Source organism: Lysobacter enzymogenes, from assembly GCF_023617245.1.
Classification (GTDB): domain Bacteria; phylum Pseudomonadota; class Gammaproteobacteria; order Xanthomonadales; family Xanthomonadaceae; genus Lysobacter; species Lysobacter yananisis.
The window spans coordinates 2,667,384-2,681,593 of record NZ_CP067396.1 but is presented as its reverse complement, the minus strand read 5'-3'; the positions used below and the strand labels follow the sequence as shown (position 1 = coordinate 2,681,593).

Genomic DNA, 14,210 nt, shown 5'->3' with positions numbered 1-14,210 from the left:
CGTCGCCCGGGCGCGAACCGCGCCCGCCTCGCGCTGGCGAGCCCTCTTGCAGGCCGCGCGCGCGGCGCACCGGCGCCAGCCCCGCATCCGCACCGTCCACGCATCGAGCCCGCGCGAAGCCCGCGACCGATCTTCGCCGCCCGCTCCCCGCACCTCACCAAGGCGCCGCCCCATGCTGCCTGAACTCGGCCAGATCGCCCTCATCCTCGCCCTGCTGATCTCGGCGCTGCAGGCGAGCCTGCCGCTGATCGGCGCGCAGCGCGGCATCGATGCGTGGATGGCGCTGGCGCGGCCGGCCGCGTACTCGCAACTGGTGCTGGTCGCGTTCGCCTTCGCCATCCTCACCGAGGCCTTCGTCACCCAGGACTTCTCGCTGCGCTACGTCGCCGAGAACAGCAACACCCTGCTGCCGATGGCCTATCGCTACTCGGCGGTGTGGGGCGCGCACGAAGGCTCGCTGCTGCTGTGGGCGCTGGTGCTGGCGCTGTGGACCGGCGCGGTGGCGCGCTTCTCGCAGGCGCTGCCGGCGGCGGTGATCGCGCGCGTGCTGGCGGTGATGGGCATCGTCAGCGTCGGCTTCCTGGCGTTCCTGATCTTCACCAGCAACCCGTTCGCGCGCCTGCTGCCGGCGGTGGAACAGGGCCGCGACCTCAACCCGCTGCTGCAGGACCCGGGCCTGATCATCCATCCGCCGATGCTGTACATCGGCTACGTCGGCTTCAGCGTGCCGTTCGCCTTCGCCATCGCCGCGCTGCTCGACGGCAAGATCGACGCGCGCTGGCTGCGCTGGACCCGGCCGTGGACCAACATCGCCTGGGCCTTCCTGACCCTCGGCATCGGCCTGGGCTCGTGGTGGGCGTATTACGAACTGGGCTGGGGCGGCTGGTGGTTCTGGGACCCGGTCGAGAACGCCAGCTTCATGCCGTGGCTGGCCGGCGCGGCGCTGCTGCACTCGCAGGCGGTCACCGAAAAACGCGGCAGCTTCCGCGGCTGGACGTTGCTGCTCGCCATCGCCGCGTTCTCGCTGTCGCTGCTGGGCACCTTCCTGGTCCGCTCCGGCGTGCTGACCAGCGTGCACGCCTTCGCCGCCGATCCCTCGCGCGGCCTGTTCGTGCTGATCTTCCTCGGCATCGTGGTCGGCGGCTCGCTGCTGCTGTACGCGCTGCGCGCGCCGTCGGCGCAGGACGATCCGGGCAAGCCGTTCGAGCCGTCCTCGCGCGAAACCCTGCTGCTGGCCAACAATCTGCTGCTGACCACCGCGTGCGCGATGGTGCTGCTGGGCACGCTGTACCCGCTGCTCGCCGATTCGCTGAACCTCGGCAAGATCTCGGTCGGCCCGCCGTACTTCGCGCTGATGTTCGTGCTGCTGATGACGCCGCTGGTGCTGCTGCTGCCGTTCGGCCCGCTGTTCCGCTGGCAGCGCGAGCAGGTCTCGCGGCCGCTGGCGATGCTGGTGCCGTGGGCCGGCGTGGCCGCCGGCGCGGCGATCGCCGCGTTCTTCCTGGCGCCGCAGGGCCCGCTCAAGGTCGCCGCCGGCGTCGGCGGCGCGCTGTGGGTCGCCGCGGGCACCGCGCGCTTCGTGTGGACGCGCCTGCGCGGCGACGGCGCGCGCCCCGGCGCGAAGCGCTTCACCGCCGAAATGCTCGGCATGACCCTGGCCCACTCCGGCGTCGCCGTGTTCCTGGTCGGCGCGCTGCTGGTCGAGGGCCTGAGCGTGCAGCGCGAAGTCGCGCTGGCGCCCGGCAAGAGCCTGGACCTGGGCCGCTATTCGTTCCGCTTCGACAGCGTCAAGCACAGCGTCGGCCCGAACTACGAAGCCGACTACGGCACCGTCACCGTGTTCGACGGCGACAGGCAGCTGACCGTGCTGCATCCGGAAAAGCGCGCCTACGCCAGCGGCGGCCAGGTCATGACCGAGGCGGCGATCGCGCGCGGCGTCACTCGCGACCTCTACGTCGCCCTCGGCGAGCCGCTCGGCGACGGCGCCTGGGCGGTGCGCGTGCACATCAAGCCGTTCGTGCGCTGGGTCTGGGCCGGCGCGCTGCTGATGATGCTCGGCGGCTTCGTCGCCGCGGCCGACCGGCGTTTCCGGGTCAAGGCCGACGCGCGCGCCGGCGCCGCGCCGCAGCCGCGCAACGCCGGCGAGCCGCTGCACGCCGTACGCAACACCGCAGGAGAGCAACAGGCATGAACACCCCCGACTCCCGCCCCGGGTCCACCTCCGGCGCCACCCGCTGGCTGCCGCTGGCGGTGTTCGCCGCGCTCGCGATCCTGCTCGCCGCCGGCGTCTGGCTCAGCCGCAATCCCGACCGCGAGAAGCTGCCCTCGCCGCTGATCGGCAAGCCCGCGCCGCGGTTCTCGCTGCCGGTGCTGCACGAGGCCGGGCGCCTGATCTCGACCGAAGACCTGCGCGGCGCGCCGTACCTGCTCAACGTCTGGGGCAGCTGGTGCCCGGCCTGCCGCGACGAGCATCCGGTGCTGACCCGCTTCGCCGAGACCAAGCGCGTGCGCGTGGTCGGCTTCAACTGGAAGGACGAGCACGCCGACGCGCTGCGCTGGCTGGAGCAGTACGGCAATCCGTACTTCGTCGTCGCCGTCGACTACGAAGGCAAGGCGGCGATAGACTGGGGCATCTACGGCGCGCCGGAAACCTTCCTGGTCGACGCCCAGGGCATCGTGCGCTGGAAGTTCGTCGGCCCGCTCACCGACGCGGTCATCCGCGAGCAGTTGATTCCCGAGCTCGACAGCATCGCCACCAAGGCCGGCGCCCCCGCCGCGGGCGCTTCGCCCGCAGCCGGGACCGCGCGATGAGCGCCGCCGGCCCGCGCGCCGCCGCGCCCGGCGGCGCCCGCCGCATCGCCGCGACGCTGCGCCACGCGGCCTGCGCCGCGCTGCTGTCGGCGAGCGCCTGCGCGATGCTGTCGGCGCCGCTGTCGGCGCAACCGGCCAACGACCCCGCGCCGCTGCGCTACAGCGATCCCGCCGAGGAGCGCCGTTTCCACGACCTGGTCGCGGAACTGCGCTGCGTGATGTGCCAGAACCAGTCGCTGGCCGACTCCAACGCCCAGATCGCCCACGACCTGCGCCGCGAAGTGCTGGACCTGATGCGCCAGGGCAAGAGCGATGCGCAGATCAAGGAGTTCCTGGTCGCGCGCTATGGCGAGTTCGTGCTCTACCGTCCTCGTGTTGAATCCACCACCTGGCTGCTGTGGTTCGGCCCGGCGCTGGTGCTGTTGGCCGGCGGCTACCTGGTGGCGAGGGTGATCCGTACGCGCGCCAGCGGTACCGGCGCGGACGACGGCACGGCCACCGACCTCGGGCGCACCTCGCGCGGCGGCGAAGACGAACAGGAGTGGTGATGGCGGTGACGATGGGCTCGGGTTCCACCCTCGCGTTCGCCGTGGCGGGCGCGGCGCTGGTGCTGATCGTGCTGGGCTACGCCCTGCACCCGCTGTGGCGCGCGCGTCCGCGGCTGGGCATCGGCCTGGCCGCCTCGCTGGCGCTGGCGACGGCGGCGCTGTACCTGGGCCTGGGCACGCCGCGCGCGCTCAAGCCCGAGCAGCGGCGCGCGCCGCAGACCCTGGCCGAGGCGGTCACCCAGCTGGAATCCGAACTGCAACGCGACCCCAACCAGATCGAAGGCTGGCGCCTGCTGGCCAGCGCCTACACCGCGCAAGGCCTGGCGGTGAAAGCGCGCGACGCCTACGCGCGCGCGCTGAAGCTGGCGCCGGACAATCCCGACCTGCTCGCCGAAGCCGCCGAAGCGCGCGCGCTGGCCACGCGCGAGCGCCGCTTCGACCAGGAAGCGATGCGCATGCTCGAACACGCGCTGCAGCAACAGCCGATGCACCAGCGCGCGCGCTGGTTCCTCGGCATCGCCCAGCGCCAGGGCGAGCGCCCGGCCGATGCGGCCAAGACCTGGGAACCGCTGCTGGCCGTGGTCCAGCCCGGCACCGCGGCGGGCCTGCTCGAACAGATCAACGGCGCGCGCAAGGACGCCGGGCTGGAGCCGCTGTCGCCGCCGGCGCCCGCCACCGCCGATGCCGCCGCGGCCGGCCCCGGGCTGAAGGTGCGGGTCGAACTCGCGCCCGCGCTCAAGGCCCGGCTGCCGGCCGGCGCCAGCGTGTTCGTGCTCGCGCGCCAGGACGGCGGCCCGCCGATGCCGGTGGCGGTGGAAAAACACCCGGCCGGGAGCTTCCCCCTGGAGGTCACCCTGGACGACGGCGACAGCCCGATGCCGACCATGAAACTCTCGCAGTTGCCCAAGGTGCAGGTGCTGGCGCGGGTCTCGGCCTCCGGCAACGCGATCCCGCAACAGGGCGACCTCGCCTCGGCGCCGCAAACCGTGGCCACCGGCGGCGCGGACACGGTGGTGGTGACGATCGACCGCGTGGTCGAGTGATTCGCTGAAGCCGTCGTTGCCGGACGGCGTCGATGCTCGGTCCCGACGCCTGCTCTTGCGGGAGGGACTTCAGTCCCGACGCTTTCCGCTCGGATCGCCACTGTCTGCAACAAGAGCGTCGGGACTGAAGTCCCTCCTACGGCGTCTTCGCGCGCCGCGTGCCATATCGCGATAACGCAATCGCCGTTGCCGTCGCACCCGCGCGCCGTGGCGATGGTTTAGGCTGCACCGCGACCGCCGCGCCCGCGACGCGCGGTCCGAACACGCCCAGACGCGTCCACCCCGTTCGCACGAACGCCGGCCCGTGCCGGCCACACGAGCAAGGCATGACCGAATTCATCCCGCCCGGCACCCGCCACATCGACCTGCCCTCGCCGTTCCCGATGAAGCGCGGCGGCGCCCTGACCGGCGCGCGCATCGCCTACGAGACCTGGGGCGAGCTCAACCGGCAACGCGACAACGCCATCCTCATCGTCACCGGCCTGTCGCCCGACGCGCACGCCGCCGCCAACCTCGGCAATCCCGAGCCGGGCTGGTGGGAGGCGATGCTCGGCCCCGGCAAGCCGATCGACAGCGACCGCTGGTTCGTGATCTGCGTGAACTCGCTGGGCAGCTGCAAGGGCTCGACCGGCCCGGCCTCGCTCGACGCCGCCCGCGGCGAGCCCTACCGCCTGGAGTTCCCCGAACTGTCGGTCGAAGACGGCGCCGACGCCGCCGCGCACGTGGTGCGCGCGCTCGGCATCGAGCGGCTGGCCTGCGTGATCGGCAACTCGATGGGCGGCATGACCGCGCTGGCGCTGCTGATCCGCCATCCCGGCCTGGCCCGCGCCCACATCAACATCTCCGGCGCGGCGCGCGCGCTGCCGTTCTCGATCGCGATCCGCTCTTTGCAGCGCGAGGCGATCCGGCTCGACCCGAAGTGGAACCAGGGCCGCTACGACGAAACCGACTACCCCGAATCGGGCATGCGCATGGCGCGCAAGCTCGGCGTGATCACCTACCGCTCGGCGCTGGAATGGGACGGCCGCTTCGGCCGCGTGCGGCTGGATTCCGATCGCCTCGACGAGGAACCCTTCGGCCTGGAGTTCGAGGTCGAAAGCTACCTGGAAGGCCACGCGCGCCGCTTCGTGCGCCGCTTCGACCCGAACTGCTATCTGTATCTCAGCCGCTCGATGGACTGGTTCGACATCGGCGATTACTGCGATGAGGGCGACGGCCTCGACAATGATGAACAGGTGCTGCGCGGCCTGGCCTCGATCCGGATCGAAAAGGCCCTGGCCATCGGCGTGCACACCGACATCCTGTTCCCGCTGCAGCAGCAGCGCGAGATCGCCGACGGCCTGCGCGCCGGCGGCGCCGACGCGCGGTTCCTGCCGCTGGAATCGCCGCAGGGCCACGACGCGTTCCTGGTCGACATCGGCCGCTTCGGCCCGGCCGTGGCCGGATTTCTCGCCGACCTGCCCACGGGCGTAGAATCGGCGGCATGAACGCCACCGACGCCCTGCCCGATTTCGACTTCCCCGGCCACGACAAGCTGGTCGCCGCCATCGACGCCGCGGTCGCCGCCGGCGACGAGCACGCGGTCACCGCGGCCTTGCGCAACACGCTGTGCAAGATGATCCGCGACCGCGACGTGAACCTGCCCGACTGCGTGTTCGACCCGATCGAAGACCACTACGCCCGGCGCGAGCTCTACCGCAGCCCCGAACTGGGCTACAGCGTGGTGGCGATGACCTGGGGCCCCGGCCAGGGCACGCCGATGCACGACCACAGCGGCCTGTGGTGCGTGGAAGGCGTGTGGGACGGCGAGTTGGAGATCACCCAGTACGAACTGCTCGAGCGCAACGGCGAGAACTTCCGCTTCCGCGCCGCCGGCGGCATGCACGCCGGCCCCGGCAGCGCCGGCAGCCTGATCCCGCCGCACGAGTACCACACCATCCGCAACGCCAGCGAAGACGCGGTGGCGGTGTCGCTGCACATCTACAAGGCGCCGATGGAATGCTGCTCGATGTTCGTCCCGCGCGAGGGCGAATGGTTCCGGCGCGTGGACAAGGCGCTGGAAACCGACGAAGCGGCCTGAACGCAGGAGTGAGCGTGGAGGAGTGAGGAGCGAGCGAAAGCCGCCTCGCTTCGCCTCAAGCGTTCCCCCTGCCGCTTGCGCTCACTCCTCACTCCTCCACGCTTCCTTCTCGCCTCATGCTCACCGACCTGCTCCTGGCCGCCGCCCACCATCTCCTGGTCTTCGCGTTGATCGCGATGCTGGTGGCCGAATCGGTGCTGTTGCGCGGCCCCATCGACACCGCCGCCGTGCGTCGCCTCGCCGGCCTCGACGCCGGCTACGGCATGAGCGCGGTGCTGTTGCTGGTCGTCGGCGCGCTGCGCGTGGTCTACGGGGTCAAGGGCCACGCGTTCTACCTGCACAACCCGTGGTTCCACGCCAAGCTCGGCCTGTTCGTGCTGGTCGCGCTGCTGTCGATCCTGCCGACCGTGCGCTTCCTGCGCTGGCGGCGCGCGCTCAAGGCCGATCCGGGCTTCCTGCCGGATCCGCGCCAGGTCGGCGCGCTGCGCCTGCTGATCCGGCTGGAACTGCTGGCCGTGGCCGCGATCCTGGTCTGCGCCGCGGCGATGGCGCGCTACGGCGGCTTCTGAGCGGCGCGCCGCGATGTCGCCCGCGGCCGGCGCGCAGCCGCTCGAATTCGGCGGACACGTCCTGCTGCTGTCCGGCCCGCCCGGCGCCGGCAAGACCACGCTGGCGCGCGCGCTGGCGGCGATGCCGGGCTCGGCCAAGGCCCATCTGCACGGCGACGATTTCTGGCACGCGCTCGGACACGGCGCGATCGCGCCCTACCGGCCCGAGGCGCATGCGCAGAACGCGGCGGTGATCGACGCGCTCGCCGCGGCCGCGCAAGGCTACGCCGGCGGCGGCCTGTTCGTGGTGGTCGACGGCGTGATCGGGCCGTGGTTCCTGGCCCCGTTCCGCCGCCTCGCCGCACCGGTGCACTACCTGGTGCTGCAACCGCCGCTGCAGGCCGCGATCGAGCGTTGCGGCGCGCGCGGCCATGGCCTGAGCGACGCGCAGACGATCGCCGCGCTGCATCGGCAGTTGTCCGAACTGGGCCGCTGGCAGCCGCACGCACTGGCGACCGGCGAGGCGGGCGCGGACGACATCCTGCAATCGATCCTGCGCATCCTCGCCGCCGGCGCGCATCGCCTGCCGGCGTGAGCGCGCGCGACGCGCGGTCGCGCCGCCCGGGTCAGAACACTTCCTGGACCTGGGTCACCTTGCCGTCGCGCACCGTGATCAGCACGGTCTTGTTGCCGAGGAAGTACTCCAGGCGCTCGCCTTCGCGCGCGCCGAACTTGTTCTCGACCGGCACCGTGCGGCTGGGCTGGCCAGCGACTTCGAACACCCGCCCGACCGGGTCGCCGACGCTGACCAGCTTGTTGCCGAAGGCGACCGCCTGGGCGAGCGCCGCGGTCGACAGCGCGGCGAACAGCAAGAACGCGAAGATCTGGCGCATGACGGCTCCTCGTGGTTGGGCGCTTGGGGGATGGGACAGCGCCTTGCGAGCGGATCGTACCCATTAATCGCCGGGGCGCCTGCGCAGGAATCGACATTGTGGAAGCGATCGCGCGCGCGCCGCAGGCCGTGCAGCTGCGGTTCAACCTGGCGCCGCGTCAACCGCCGCCGAGGTACGCGTCGAGATAGGCGCTGAGGTGGAAAGCCAGGTTCGCCACCGAGTGGATCAGCAGCGGGAACAACAGGCTGCCGCTGCGAAAGCGCAGCCAGCCGCCGGCCAGACTGCCGATGAAGGGGAACAGCGCCGACATCGGGTCGAACGAATACGCGCCGCGCGCATAGCCCAGCCCGTGCCAGAGCCCGAACAGCACCGCGGTGGCGACGATCGCCGCCCAGGGCATGCGCTCCTCCTGCCCCGGTTCGCGCCCGCCGATCCAGCCCAGCAACAGGGCCGGCGCGATGCCGCGATAGGCCAGTTCCTCGGCCAGACCGGGCATGCTGACCTGGAACGCGAGCGTTTCCGCGTCCGCCACGCCCGGCTTGAACCACAGTCCCAGGCCCAGCCCCCACACCACGAACAACCCCAGCACCGCCAGGCTGGTGCCCAGATGCCGCTGGCGCAGCGTCAATCCGAGCGCGGCCGGCTTGATGCCCAGCGCCAGCGCGACCAGCGCGGCCAACGCCAGGCTGTAGAGCTTGCCCGACCAGTTCCAGGCGCCGCCGACCACGGCCAGCGCCGGCACGCTCGACGCCAGGCCGGTGACCAGATCGTCGAGCCCGAGATAGAGCGCGAACAGCGCTCCGGCCGCGAGCGTCAGCCGGCGGTCGAAGGGCTTGCACAACGCGGACACCACGAACGCGGCGACGGCGAAGCTGAGAGAGAAGATCGCCGCATCCATCCGATCGCGCTCCGGAGCTATGATGCGCCGGCAGCGGCGCGATCGCCGGATGATCGGAATTCATCGCGGCGACGGTCAACCGAAGAAAGTCAGGGTGCCCAATGGCGGCCCGCGACGCGACGGCGCACGCCGCGCGGGCTCAGCGCGGCAACAATCGCTCGATCTGTTCGCGCTCCTCCAGCGGGCGCTGGAAACCGCCCGGGTACGCCGGCTCATAACGGTCGCCTTTCGGTGGCGCGCCCTTGAGCAGGAAGATGCCGCGCGAGCCGACGACCTCGTCCCGCATCGTTCCCAGTTGGTAGTGCCACATCGACCACAAGGGTACGCGGATGCGCGGCGGCAGCGAGCCGGCGCGGGTGAACAGCACCGATTCGACCTTCAGCTCGAAACTCATGCGGTTGGCCGATCCGGGGCCGGTGCGCGCCGCAGGATCGTTCAGCGCGCGGCCGCGGCCGTCGACCATGTCGACGCCGACGACGGTGGCGACGACGACGTGATCGGACTCGCGCACCAGTTCCTCCAGCGGCTTGGGTGCGATGGACGTGGCGCAGGCCGGGGCGACGAACAAGGCGGCCGCGAAAGCGAGGGCGTATTTCATCGGGGTCTGCGTGTCGGGGCGGATCGGGACAGCGTACCGCGTGCCGGCGATGCGGCGACGCCGACTCGCGGGCGCGGGCAGGCCGGCTACGGGATCGCGTCCACTGCGGGCGATGGCGATGGCGATGGCGATGGCCGGAGTATGCTGCGTCGACACGACCGCGCGCAGCCGCGCCGCCGACGCGTTCGCGGCGCCTGCCTACGCCGTCGGACCGCCAGCCTCGCCTTGGCCGGCGCCCTCCTTTCCGCCCCGCCGACGCCCGCGTACGGCATCCCGCACCCGCCCCGCATGATCCTGAAAAAATTCGAAATCCCGGCCGGACGGCCGATCCCCGAAGACCAACGCGGCTATTTCGGCCCTTCCGCCGAACTGGTCCGGTTCAAGCCCGCGCCGGTGCTGCCGGCCGAGGTCGTCGGCCGCCGGATCGACGAAGTCTGCTCGAACCTGGGCACCTACGGCATGGGCGGCGCCGGCATGTTCGGCCTGCGCCTGGACGCGCAATGGCTGGTGTTCGCGCTGTGGGGCGCGGCGCAATGGATGATCGCCGAGGGGCGCCGGGTCGAGGACCCTCGTTACGCCCGCGACGGCGCCCCGCCGCCGTGGCGCTCGGACCTGGGCGACGAACTTTCCGGCCGGGTGCTCGGCCGCACGATCGCCGCGCTGGAAGTGCGCCGCAAATCCATGGACCTGTCGCTCGACGACGGTTTCGCGATCCGCATCGACGAAGACCCGGCCACGCGGCCGATCTGGGAAGGCAACAAGAAACCGCGCAAGTTCGGCTGGCGCGACGACCTGCGCCGGGCGGTGTTCCTGTGCCCGACCGACGAGATCTGGATCTGACCGAGGCGAGACCGTCAGGGCCCGAATCGACCGCGTCCGGCGCAGCCACGCCTCAGATCGGCGTCTGCTGCCCCACCGCATGCGCCAGGTGCGCGATCGCCTGGCTCATGCCTTCGCGGAACAGCAGATCCGGCGCGTTGGCCAACTGGCGCGGATCGCGCACCAGGCCCAGCGCGTTGGACGAATCCGCGGACGGCGCGCGCGCGATCAACTGCATCGAGAACTCGCGGTAGGCCGAGCACTCGCCCTTCATCCGGGCCAGGTCCTCGGCCATGAACTGCAGCTGCTGCTGCATGTACTGCATCCCCTCTTTGAGCTCCTGCAGCGCGGCGTGTTCGGTCACGTCGTTCCCCATGTGGCAGGTCGGTTGGCGGCGACAGCCTAACCCAGCCGCGGCCGCGGAACTGGGCGCCGGCGCAACTACGTCAAGCGGGCGGACAAGCGGCCAGGCGCGAGCCGGCAGTGCGTCGCGGATCGGGCGCGCCGTTGTGTCGCGGCGACCGGCCTCCACCGCGGGCCGTGCGTCCGGGCCGGACGACCGCTCGCGCGCCGCCAGGCACGGCAGAATGATGCCGGCGCCGGCTTGGTGCCGGCCTCCCTCCATCGACCGTGCCGCCCCCATGCCCCTGCCGCCCGCCTGCCTGAGCGCCCAACGCTGCATCGACGAATTCGTGCGCGGCGGCGGCGATGCGGACCTCATCGCCGCGACCCTGGACGGTCTGCTCGAACTCGACGAAACCCAGCTCGGCCCCGCCGAAGCGGCCGCCGAACTCGCCGCCCGCCACATCGCCGACTGCCCGCACTGCCGGCCCTGGCACGACGCCCGCGACCCGGTCCGCGCCGCCTGGCGCGCGCGCACCGCCCGCTATTGCTGCGCGGCGATGTTCGAAGCCGTCAACGAACCGCGCGCGCGGCCGACGTTTTCCTTCGCCCTGTTCCGCAACGAGGACCCGTGCTGGCGCATCGACGGGCAATGGAGCTTCGCGCGGTATTGCCCGTGGTGCGGCAAGCCGCTGCCGGAGCGGGCGTTCGAGCCCGGCAACGCCGGCGACTGATCGCTCGTGCCGTAGCCGAGCCGCGCCACCGCAGCGGCCGGATGAATTCCGTCGGCCCCGCCTTGCGACCTGCGCCGAAGCGCGCACTGCCGGGCCGATCCAGCGCTTGCGTGCGCGGCGCAAGAAAGAACGCTATCGATCCACGACGGACATCGCTGCCGGGCCGACACTCACTGCGATGGAAACTTCGAATACTCGCGCTCTTTGCTTTGGTAGCCGTACTTCACCGCAAGCGCGAACACGATCAAATGCGCCAGCGGCGCGACCCACAGCGGCGGCACGGCGTAGTCGGCGCCCGCGAAGCCCGCGAGCGCGATGACGACGACATTCGGTAGAAACAATCCCCAGGCGGCGTCGTGCGAGGAGCCGCCCAGCAGCGACCAGCTCAACAGCGTGGCCAGCACCACGGCCCGCCAAAAGCAGCCGAACGCACTCACTTGCTGGCGATAGCCGTACCGATACCCGAAGAACGCCGTCACGGCCACCGGCAGCAAGGCGATCGCGACGACGCCCAAAACCGAGAAAGAGTCCGACACCCGATTCGCTCCTCGCCCCGTGCGCTGTCCGATGGCAGCGCTGCGCCTGTCATGGCCGGACCGACTTCGGCCCGGCCTGCCAGTCTTCAACCACCGTCGAACGCCGCGGTGCAGCAACGATGCCGTTCAAGCGATACCCGCGCGCGAACAGTTGCATGCCCCGCGGGCTTTCGGCAAGACGTGGCGTTCGGCCAACCACGACCGCTTGGAGGCGCCCATCGCGTCAGTACCCGGGAGGCCACGAAACCAAGCGACAGCGCGCTGACGCTACGCGCCGACCTCAAGGCCGGCAAGACCGGGAACGCGCCGCTCGCAGGACGCGCGTTCGGCGTCGACTAGCGATGCGGCGAACGGACCGCCCAAGCGCCGCGGGCGAAGCGCCTGCAGCGTGCGCGATGCGCGGGCGCTCAAGCGCGATGCGGCCGGCTCGCCCGGCGTTCGGCCCAGTTCAACTTCGGCGCCGGCTCCAGCAACTCGGGCTCGGTGTTCGCCGCCAAGGCCTTCAAGCGCACGGCGGTGAACTGTCCGTCGCCGAGCAAGTCGAAGCGGCCCGAAGGGTTCTTCAAGATCGCGTCCCGGTTGAGAAAGGTCTCGCAACCCGGCTGCGGCGGACGCTGCGCGCTGCACAGCTCGATCGCCAGCTTGAGCTTGCTGGTCCCGCTTCTATGCCACGGGTGACCCGGGACCAGGCGGCTGACCATCGCCGTATCCAACTCGACGACGACTTCTTTCCCGGTGACCGACTGGCAGCGCCCAATGGCGATATCGAAACTGTTTTGCATGCGTGCCTCAACGGACCACGGCGGTGAGCTTGCTGTTCAATCGCGCCTCTTGCATCAAATCCCGCAACCGGGCCTCGACGACCGCGAGCCCGCCCAGGCGCGCGGACGCGCGCAGCGAGTAAACGGGAGTCCTGCGCCCCAGGATCGTTCGGCTATTGCGCTGGACAGAAACGTTGGTCGATCCGCAGGCGCGCATCCACAGCGCGCGCAACGCCTCCGGACCTATCGTCTGATCGATCGGGAGAGTGAACTGGAACCACTCGACATGATGTTCCACGGCGCTCCACTCTTTGCGATTGAACGCCAGTATGCGCGCCATCGCGCAAAATCGCCGGAAAAACCGCGAAAAATAAAAAGCTGGTGCGGCGCGGTTATTGAGCGTAGGGTGACCGAGCAAACCTGTGTTTTTCATCGCGACGCGCGCGAACGACGCAACAGCGCCGCCTTTTCCATAATGCGACGCGCAGCGCTCGGACATTATCGCCGCGACCGTCCCGCTCGATCTGAACGATTTAGTCCTGAATCGGGATCGATCAGACATTACGCCCGAATTGTTGCGGCGTTGTTCCCGAACAGTGATCGCCCGCGCGCGAAAACGCGATGCCTCGTTAACCGCTCCACGCGCAGCTTCGACTGATCCGAGTCGCTCCGATCCGGATCAAACATGAGGTGAGCAAATGGGCAACCATCAGCAAGGCCAACCCGGTCAGCCGGGTCAACAGGGCGATCCCGGCAAGCGGGACCAGCAGGGCCAACAGGGCCAGGAACAAAAGGACCGCGAACGTCCCGGCCAGGATCAGGGCGAGGACGATCAGGACCAGCAGCAGCGCGGCGGACAGAACCCGCAGCGTTGACCAGCCCTTGATCGGAAGAAGGCCCCGTTCGGGGCCTTCTTTGTTTTTTGCGGTAGCGCGTCGAGGGCGCAGCGAAACGCCGGGGCGTTGTCGTCTCGGCGAAGCGTCGCCAGACGTCGGTCGCGATGAATCGCCTTACGCATGCCTGCCGCTTCGTTCGTCGGATATTGAGCAGATTGCGTCGCGCTGCGAGCCTGAAAGAGCCGCTCGGCTCGGATTGCGCGCGGGCCATCGAACATTCGGCCGGATTCGAGCGCGAAGCGAATCGCCCGGAACTGGAAAGACGCTCGCGTGGCCGATCGATACGACGCACAGGCCGCGGACGCATGAAACCGGCGCCGAGATAAGCCGTCGGCCAATCCCTGCCGGGTCCTGCTGCGCTATCCATCCGCCAAGGCAGGAACGACCAAGCGCAGCCGGGGCAAGTCGTTGGGCGGACGAAAAAGCGAGCTGCCGCGCGAAGGCGACCACAACGGAGCACTTGGGTGCGGCGCCGGTGGGGCGCCAAGAATCGCTGCGATGGCGCGCGCTGCGCTGCCAAGAATTACACCGAATCCGCTGAAACCGTTGAGCCGCAAAGGGGCTTGGTGCCGGAGGTGGGACTCGAACCCACACGCTTTTAAGGGCGGCGGATTTTGAGTCCGCTGCGTCTACCGATTCCGCCACTCCGGCAGCGGGTGGCGCATCATAGCAAGGCCGGGGCCCGGCGTCTGCCCCGTCCGGC

General features: G+C 70.5%; 18 protein-coding genes, 1 tRNA gene and 1 pseudogene. 12 read left to right on the top strand and 8 right to left on the bottom strand.

Annotated features, from left to right (window positions below; genetic code table 11):
* Nucleotides 1-172: 172 nt before the first annotated feature.
* The 9 genes and pseudogenes from JHW41_RS11330 to JHW41_RS11295 all read left to right on the top strand — a co-directional run bounded on the left by JHW41_RS11330 (nucleotide 173) and on the right by JHW41_RS11295 (nucleotide 7,625).
* Nucleotides 173-2,191, top strand: a complete 2,019-nt coding sequence (locus tag JHW41_RS11330; protein ID WP_250449954.1) for a heme lyase CcmF/NrfE family subunit — start codon at nucleotides 173-175, stop codon at nucleotides 2,189-2,191.
* Nucleotides 2,188-2,811, top strand: a complete 624-nt coding sequence (locus tag JHW41_RS11325) for a DsbE family thiol:disulfide interchange protein (protein ID WP_250449953.1) — start codon at nucleotides 2,188-2,190, stop codon at nucleotides 2,809-2,811. Before JHW41_RS11330 ends, JHW41_RS11325 begins: the two co-directional genes overlap by 4 nt.
* A gap of 104 nt (nucleotides 2,812-2,915) precedes the next feature.
* Nucleotides 2,916-3,359: a cytochrome c-type biogenesis protein gene (locus tag JHW41_RS11320; protein ID WP_078996361.1), complete on the top strand. Its 444-nt coding sequence runs from the start codon at nucleotides 2,916-2,918 to the stop codon at nucleotides 3,357-3,359.
* Nucleotides 3,359-4,402 carry a tetratricopeptide repeat protein gene (locus JHW41_RS11315; protein WP_250449952.1) on the top strand — a complete coding sequence of 348 codons (1,044 nt, stop codon included), beginning with the start codon at nucleotides 3,359-3,361 and terminating at the stop codon, nucleotides 4,400-4,402. The genes JHW41_RS11320 and JHW41_RS11315 overlap by 1 nt, the downstream gene beginning before the upstream one ends.
* A 105-nt stretch (nucleotides 4,403-4,507) precedes the next feature.
* Nucleotides 4,508-4,624 (top strand): annotated as a pseudogene (locus tag JHW41_RS26885) (DUF6053 domain-containing protein); the annotation flags it as partial.
* A 104-nt stretch (nucleotides 4,625-4,728) separates the two neighbouring features.
* Nucleotides 4,729-5,889, top strand: a complete 1,161-nt coding sequence (gene metX, locus JHW41_RS11310) for a homoserine O-acetyltransferase MetX (RefSeq protein WP_250449951.1) — start codon at nucleotides 4,729-4,731, stop codon at nucleotides 5,887-5,889.
* Nucleotides 5,886-6,482, top strand: a complete 597-nt coding sequence (locus tag JHW41_RS11305; RefSeq protein ID WP_057947848.1) for a cysteine dioxygenase family protein — start codon at nucleotides 5,886-5,888, stop codon at nucleotides 6,480-6,482. The genes metX and JHW41_RS11305 overlap by 4 nt, the downstream gene beginning before the upstream one ends.
* A 116-nt stretch (nucleotides 6,483-6,598) precedes the next feature.
* Entirely contained in the window at nucleotides 6,599-7,051 is a 453-nt protein-coding gene (locus JHW41_RS11300) for a DUF2214 family protein (protein ID WP_250449950.1), read from the top strand.
* A 13-nt stretch (nucleotides 7,052-7,064) separates the two neighbouring features.
* Nucleotides 7,065-7,625, top strand: a complete 561-nt coding sequence (locus tag JHW41_RS11295) for an AAA family ATPase (protein WP_250449949.1) — start codon at nucleotides 7,065-7,067, stop codon at nucleotides 7,623-7,625.
* A 31-nt stretch (nucleotides 7,626-7,656) separates the two neighbouring features.
* Here JHW41_RS11295 and JHW41_RS11290 read toward each other — a convergent pair whose 3' ends face one another.
* From JHW41_RS11290 to JHW41_RS11280, 3 genes are all read right to left on the bottom strand, one after another.
* The gene (locus JHW41_RS11290; protein ID WP_078996321.1) at nucleotides 7,657-7,923 is read right to left on the bottom strand and encodes a hypothetical protein; all 267 of its coding nucleotides are present in this window, start codon (nucleotides 7,921-7,923) and stop codon (nucleotides 7,657-7,659) included.
* Between the two features lie 157 nt (nucleotides 7,924-8,080).
* A complete protein-coding gene (locus tag JHW41_RS11285) occupies nucleotides 8,081-8,821 on the bottom strand; it encodes a CPBP family intramembrane glutamic endopeptidase (RefSeq protein WP_250449948.1) in 741 nt (246 codons plus the stop codon).
* Between the two features lie 139 nt (nucleotides 8,822-8,960).
* The gene (locus tag JHW41_RS11280; protein ID WP_250449947.1) at nucleotides 8,961-9,419 is read right to left on the bottom strand and encodes a hypothetical protein; all 459 of its coding nucleotides are present in this window, start codon (nucleotides 9,417-9,419) and stop codon (nucleotides 8,961-8,963) included.
* A gap of 288 nt (nucleotides 9,420-9,707) precedes the next feature.
* On the opposite strand from JHW41_RS11280, the gene JHW41_RS11275 reads away from it, so the two are divergent.
* Nucleotides 9,708-10,259 (top strand): hypothetical protein, encoded by a 552-nt coding sequence (locus JHW41_RS11275; RefSeq protein ID WP_250449946.1) that lies wholly within the window; start codon nucleotides 9,708-9,710, stop codon nucleotides 10,257-10,259.
* Between the two features lie 52 nt (nucleotides 10,260-10,311).
* On the opposite strand, the gene JHW41_RS11270 is transcribed toward JHW41_RS11275, so the two are convergent.
* Entirely contained in the window at nucleotides 10,312-10,614 is a 303-nt protein-coding gene (locus JHW41_RS11270; protein ID WP_057947855.1) for a hypothetical protein, read from the bottom strand.
* A 265-nt stretch (nucleotides 10,615-10,879) separates the two neighbouring features.
* Here JHW41_RS11270 and JHW41_RS11265 point away from each other — a divergent pair, with 265 nt between their 5' ends.
* Nucleotides 10,880-11,314: a hypothetical protein gene (locus tag JHW41_RS11265; protein WP_250449945.1), complete on the top strand. Its 435-nt coding sequence runs from the start codon at nucleotides 10,880-10,882 to the stop codon at nucleotides 11,312-11,314.
* 170 nt (nucleotides 11,315-11,484) lie between these two features.
* Here JHW41_RS11265 and JHW41_RS11260 read toward each other — a convergent pair whose 3' ends face one another.
* The 3 genes from JHW41_RS11260 to JHW41_RS11250 all read right to left on the bottom strand — a co-directional run bounded on the left by JHW41_RS11260 (nucleotide 11,485) and on the right by JHW41_RS11250 (nucleotide 13,110).
* Nucleotides 11,485-11,850, bottom strand: coding sequence for a hypothetical protein (locus JHW41_RS11260; RefSeq protein ID WP_250449944.1), 366 nt, complete (start codon nucleotides 11,848-11,850; stop codon nucleotides 11,485-11,487).
* Between the two features lie 407 nt (nucleotides 11,851-12,257).
* Nucleotides 12,258-12,632 (bottom strand): hypothetical protein, encoded by a 375-nt coding sequence (locus JHW41_RS11255; protein ID WP_250449943.1) that lies wholly within the window; start codon nucleotides 12,630-12,632, stop codon nucleotides 12,258-12,260.
* A 7-nt stretch (nucleotides 12,633-12,639) separates the two neighbouring features.
* Nucleotides 12,640-13,110, bottom strand: a complete 471-nt coding sequence (locus JHW41_RS11250; protein WP_250449942.1) for a hypothetical protein — start codon at nucleotides 13,108-13,110, stop codon at nucleotides 12,640-12,642.
* A gap of 199 nt (nucleotides 13,111-13,309) precedes the next feature.
* On the opposite strand from JHW41_RS11250, the gene JHW41_RS11245 reads away from it, so the two are divergent.
* Nucleotides 13,310-13,486: a hypothetical protein gene (locus JHW41_RS11245; protein WP_250449941.1), complete on the top strand. Its 177-nt coding sequence runs from the start codon at nucleotides 13,310-13,312 to the stop codon at nucleotides 13,484-13,486.
* Between the two features lie 585 nt (nucleotides 13,487-14,071).
* Here JHW41_RS11245 and JHW41_RS11240 read toward each other — a convergent pair.
* Nucleotides 14,072-14,158, bottom strand: a tRNA-Leu gene (locus JHW41_RS11240).
* Nucleotides 14,159-14,210: the final 52 nt, after the last annotated feature.

Excerpts from the sequence above, each read along its gene's own strand:
- JHW41_RS11295 (WP_250449949.1), top strand. The coding sequence starts at position 7,065 with ATGTCGCCCGCGGCCGGCGCGCAGCCGCTCGAATTCGGCGGACACGTC.
- JHW41_RS11275 (WP_250449946.1), top strand. The coding sequence starts at position 9,708 with ATGATCCTGAAAAAATTCGAAATCCCGGCCGGACGGCCGATCCCCGAA.
- JHW41_RS11305 (WP_057947848.1), top strand. The coding sequence starts at position 5,886 with ATGAACGCCACCGACGCCCTGCCCGATTTCGACTTCCCCGGCCACGAC.
- JHW41_RS11255 (WP_250449943.1), bottom strand. The coding sequence starts at position 12,632 with ATGCAAAACAGTTTCGATATCGCCATTGGGCGCTGCCAGTCGGTCACC.
- JHW41_RS11290 (WP_078996321.1), bottom strand. The coding sequence starts at position 7,923 with ATGCGCCAGATCTTCGCGTTCTTGCTGTTCGCCGCGCTGTCGACCGCG.
- JHW41_RS11320 (WP_078996361.1), top strand. The coding sequence starts at position 2,916 with ATGCTGTCGGCGCCGCTGTCGGCGCAACCGGCCAACGACCCCGCGCCG.
- JHW41_RS11250 (WP_250449942.1), bottom strand. The coding sequence starts at position 13,110 with ATGTCCGAGCGCTGCGCGTCGCATTATGGAAAAGGCGGCGCTGTTGCG.
- metX (WP_250449951.1), top strand. The coding sequence starts at position 4,729 with ATGACCGAATTCATCCCGCCCGGCACCCGCCACATCGACCTGCCCTCG.
- JHW41_RS11300 (WP_250449950.1), top strand. The coding sequence starts at position 6,599 with ATGCTCACCGACCTGCTCCTGGCCGCCGCCCACCATCTCCTGGTCTTC.
- JHW41_RS11330 (WP_250449954.1), top strand. The coding sequence starts at position 173 with ATGCTGCCTGAACTCGGCCAGATCGCCCTCATCCTCGCCCTGCTGATC.
- JHW41_RS11285 (WP_250449948.1), bottom strand. The coding sequence starts at position 8,821 with ATGGATGCGGCGATCTTCTCTCTCAGCTTCGCCGTCGCCGCGTTCGTG.
- JHW41_RS11280 (WP_250449947.1), bottom strand. The coding sequence starts at position 9,419 with ATGAAATACGCCCTCGCTTTCGCGGCCGCCTTGTTCGTCGCCCCGGCC.
- JHW41_RS11270 (WP_057947855.1), bottom strand. The coding sequence starts at position 10,614 with ATGGGGAACGACGTGACCGAACACGCCGCGCTGCAGGAGCTCAAAGAG.
- JHW41_RS11265 (WP_250449945.1), top strand. The coding sequence starts at position 10,880 with ATGCCCCTGCCGCCCGCCTGCCTGAGCGCCCAACGCTGCATCGACGAA.
- JHW41_RS11245 (WP_250449941.1), top strand. The coding sequence starts at position 13,310 with ATGGGCAACCATCAGCAAGGCCAACCCGGTCAGCCGGGTCAACAGGGC.
- JHW41_RS11315 (WP_250449952.1), top strand. The coding sequence starts at position 3,359 with ATGGCGGTGACGATGGGCTCGGGTTCCACCCTCGCGTTCGCCGTGGCG.
- JHW41_RS11325 (WP_250449953.1), top strand. The coding sequence starts at position 2,188 with ATGAACACCCCCGACTCCCGCCCCGGGTCCACCTCCGGCGCCACCCGC.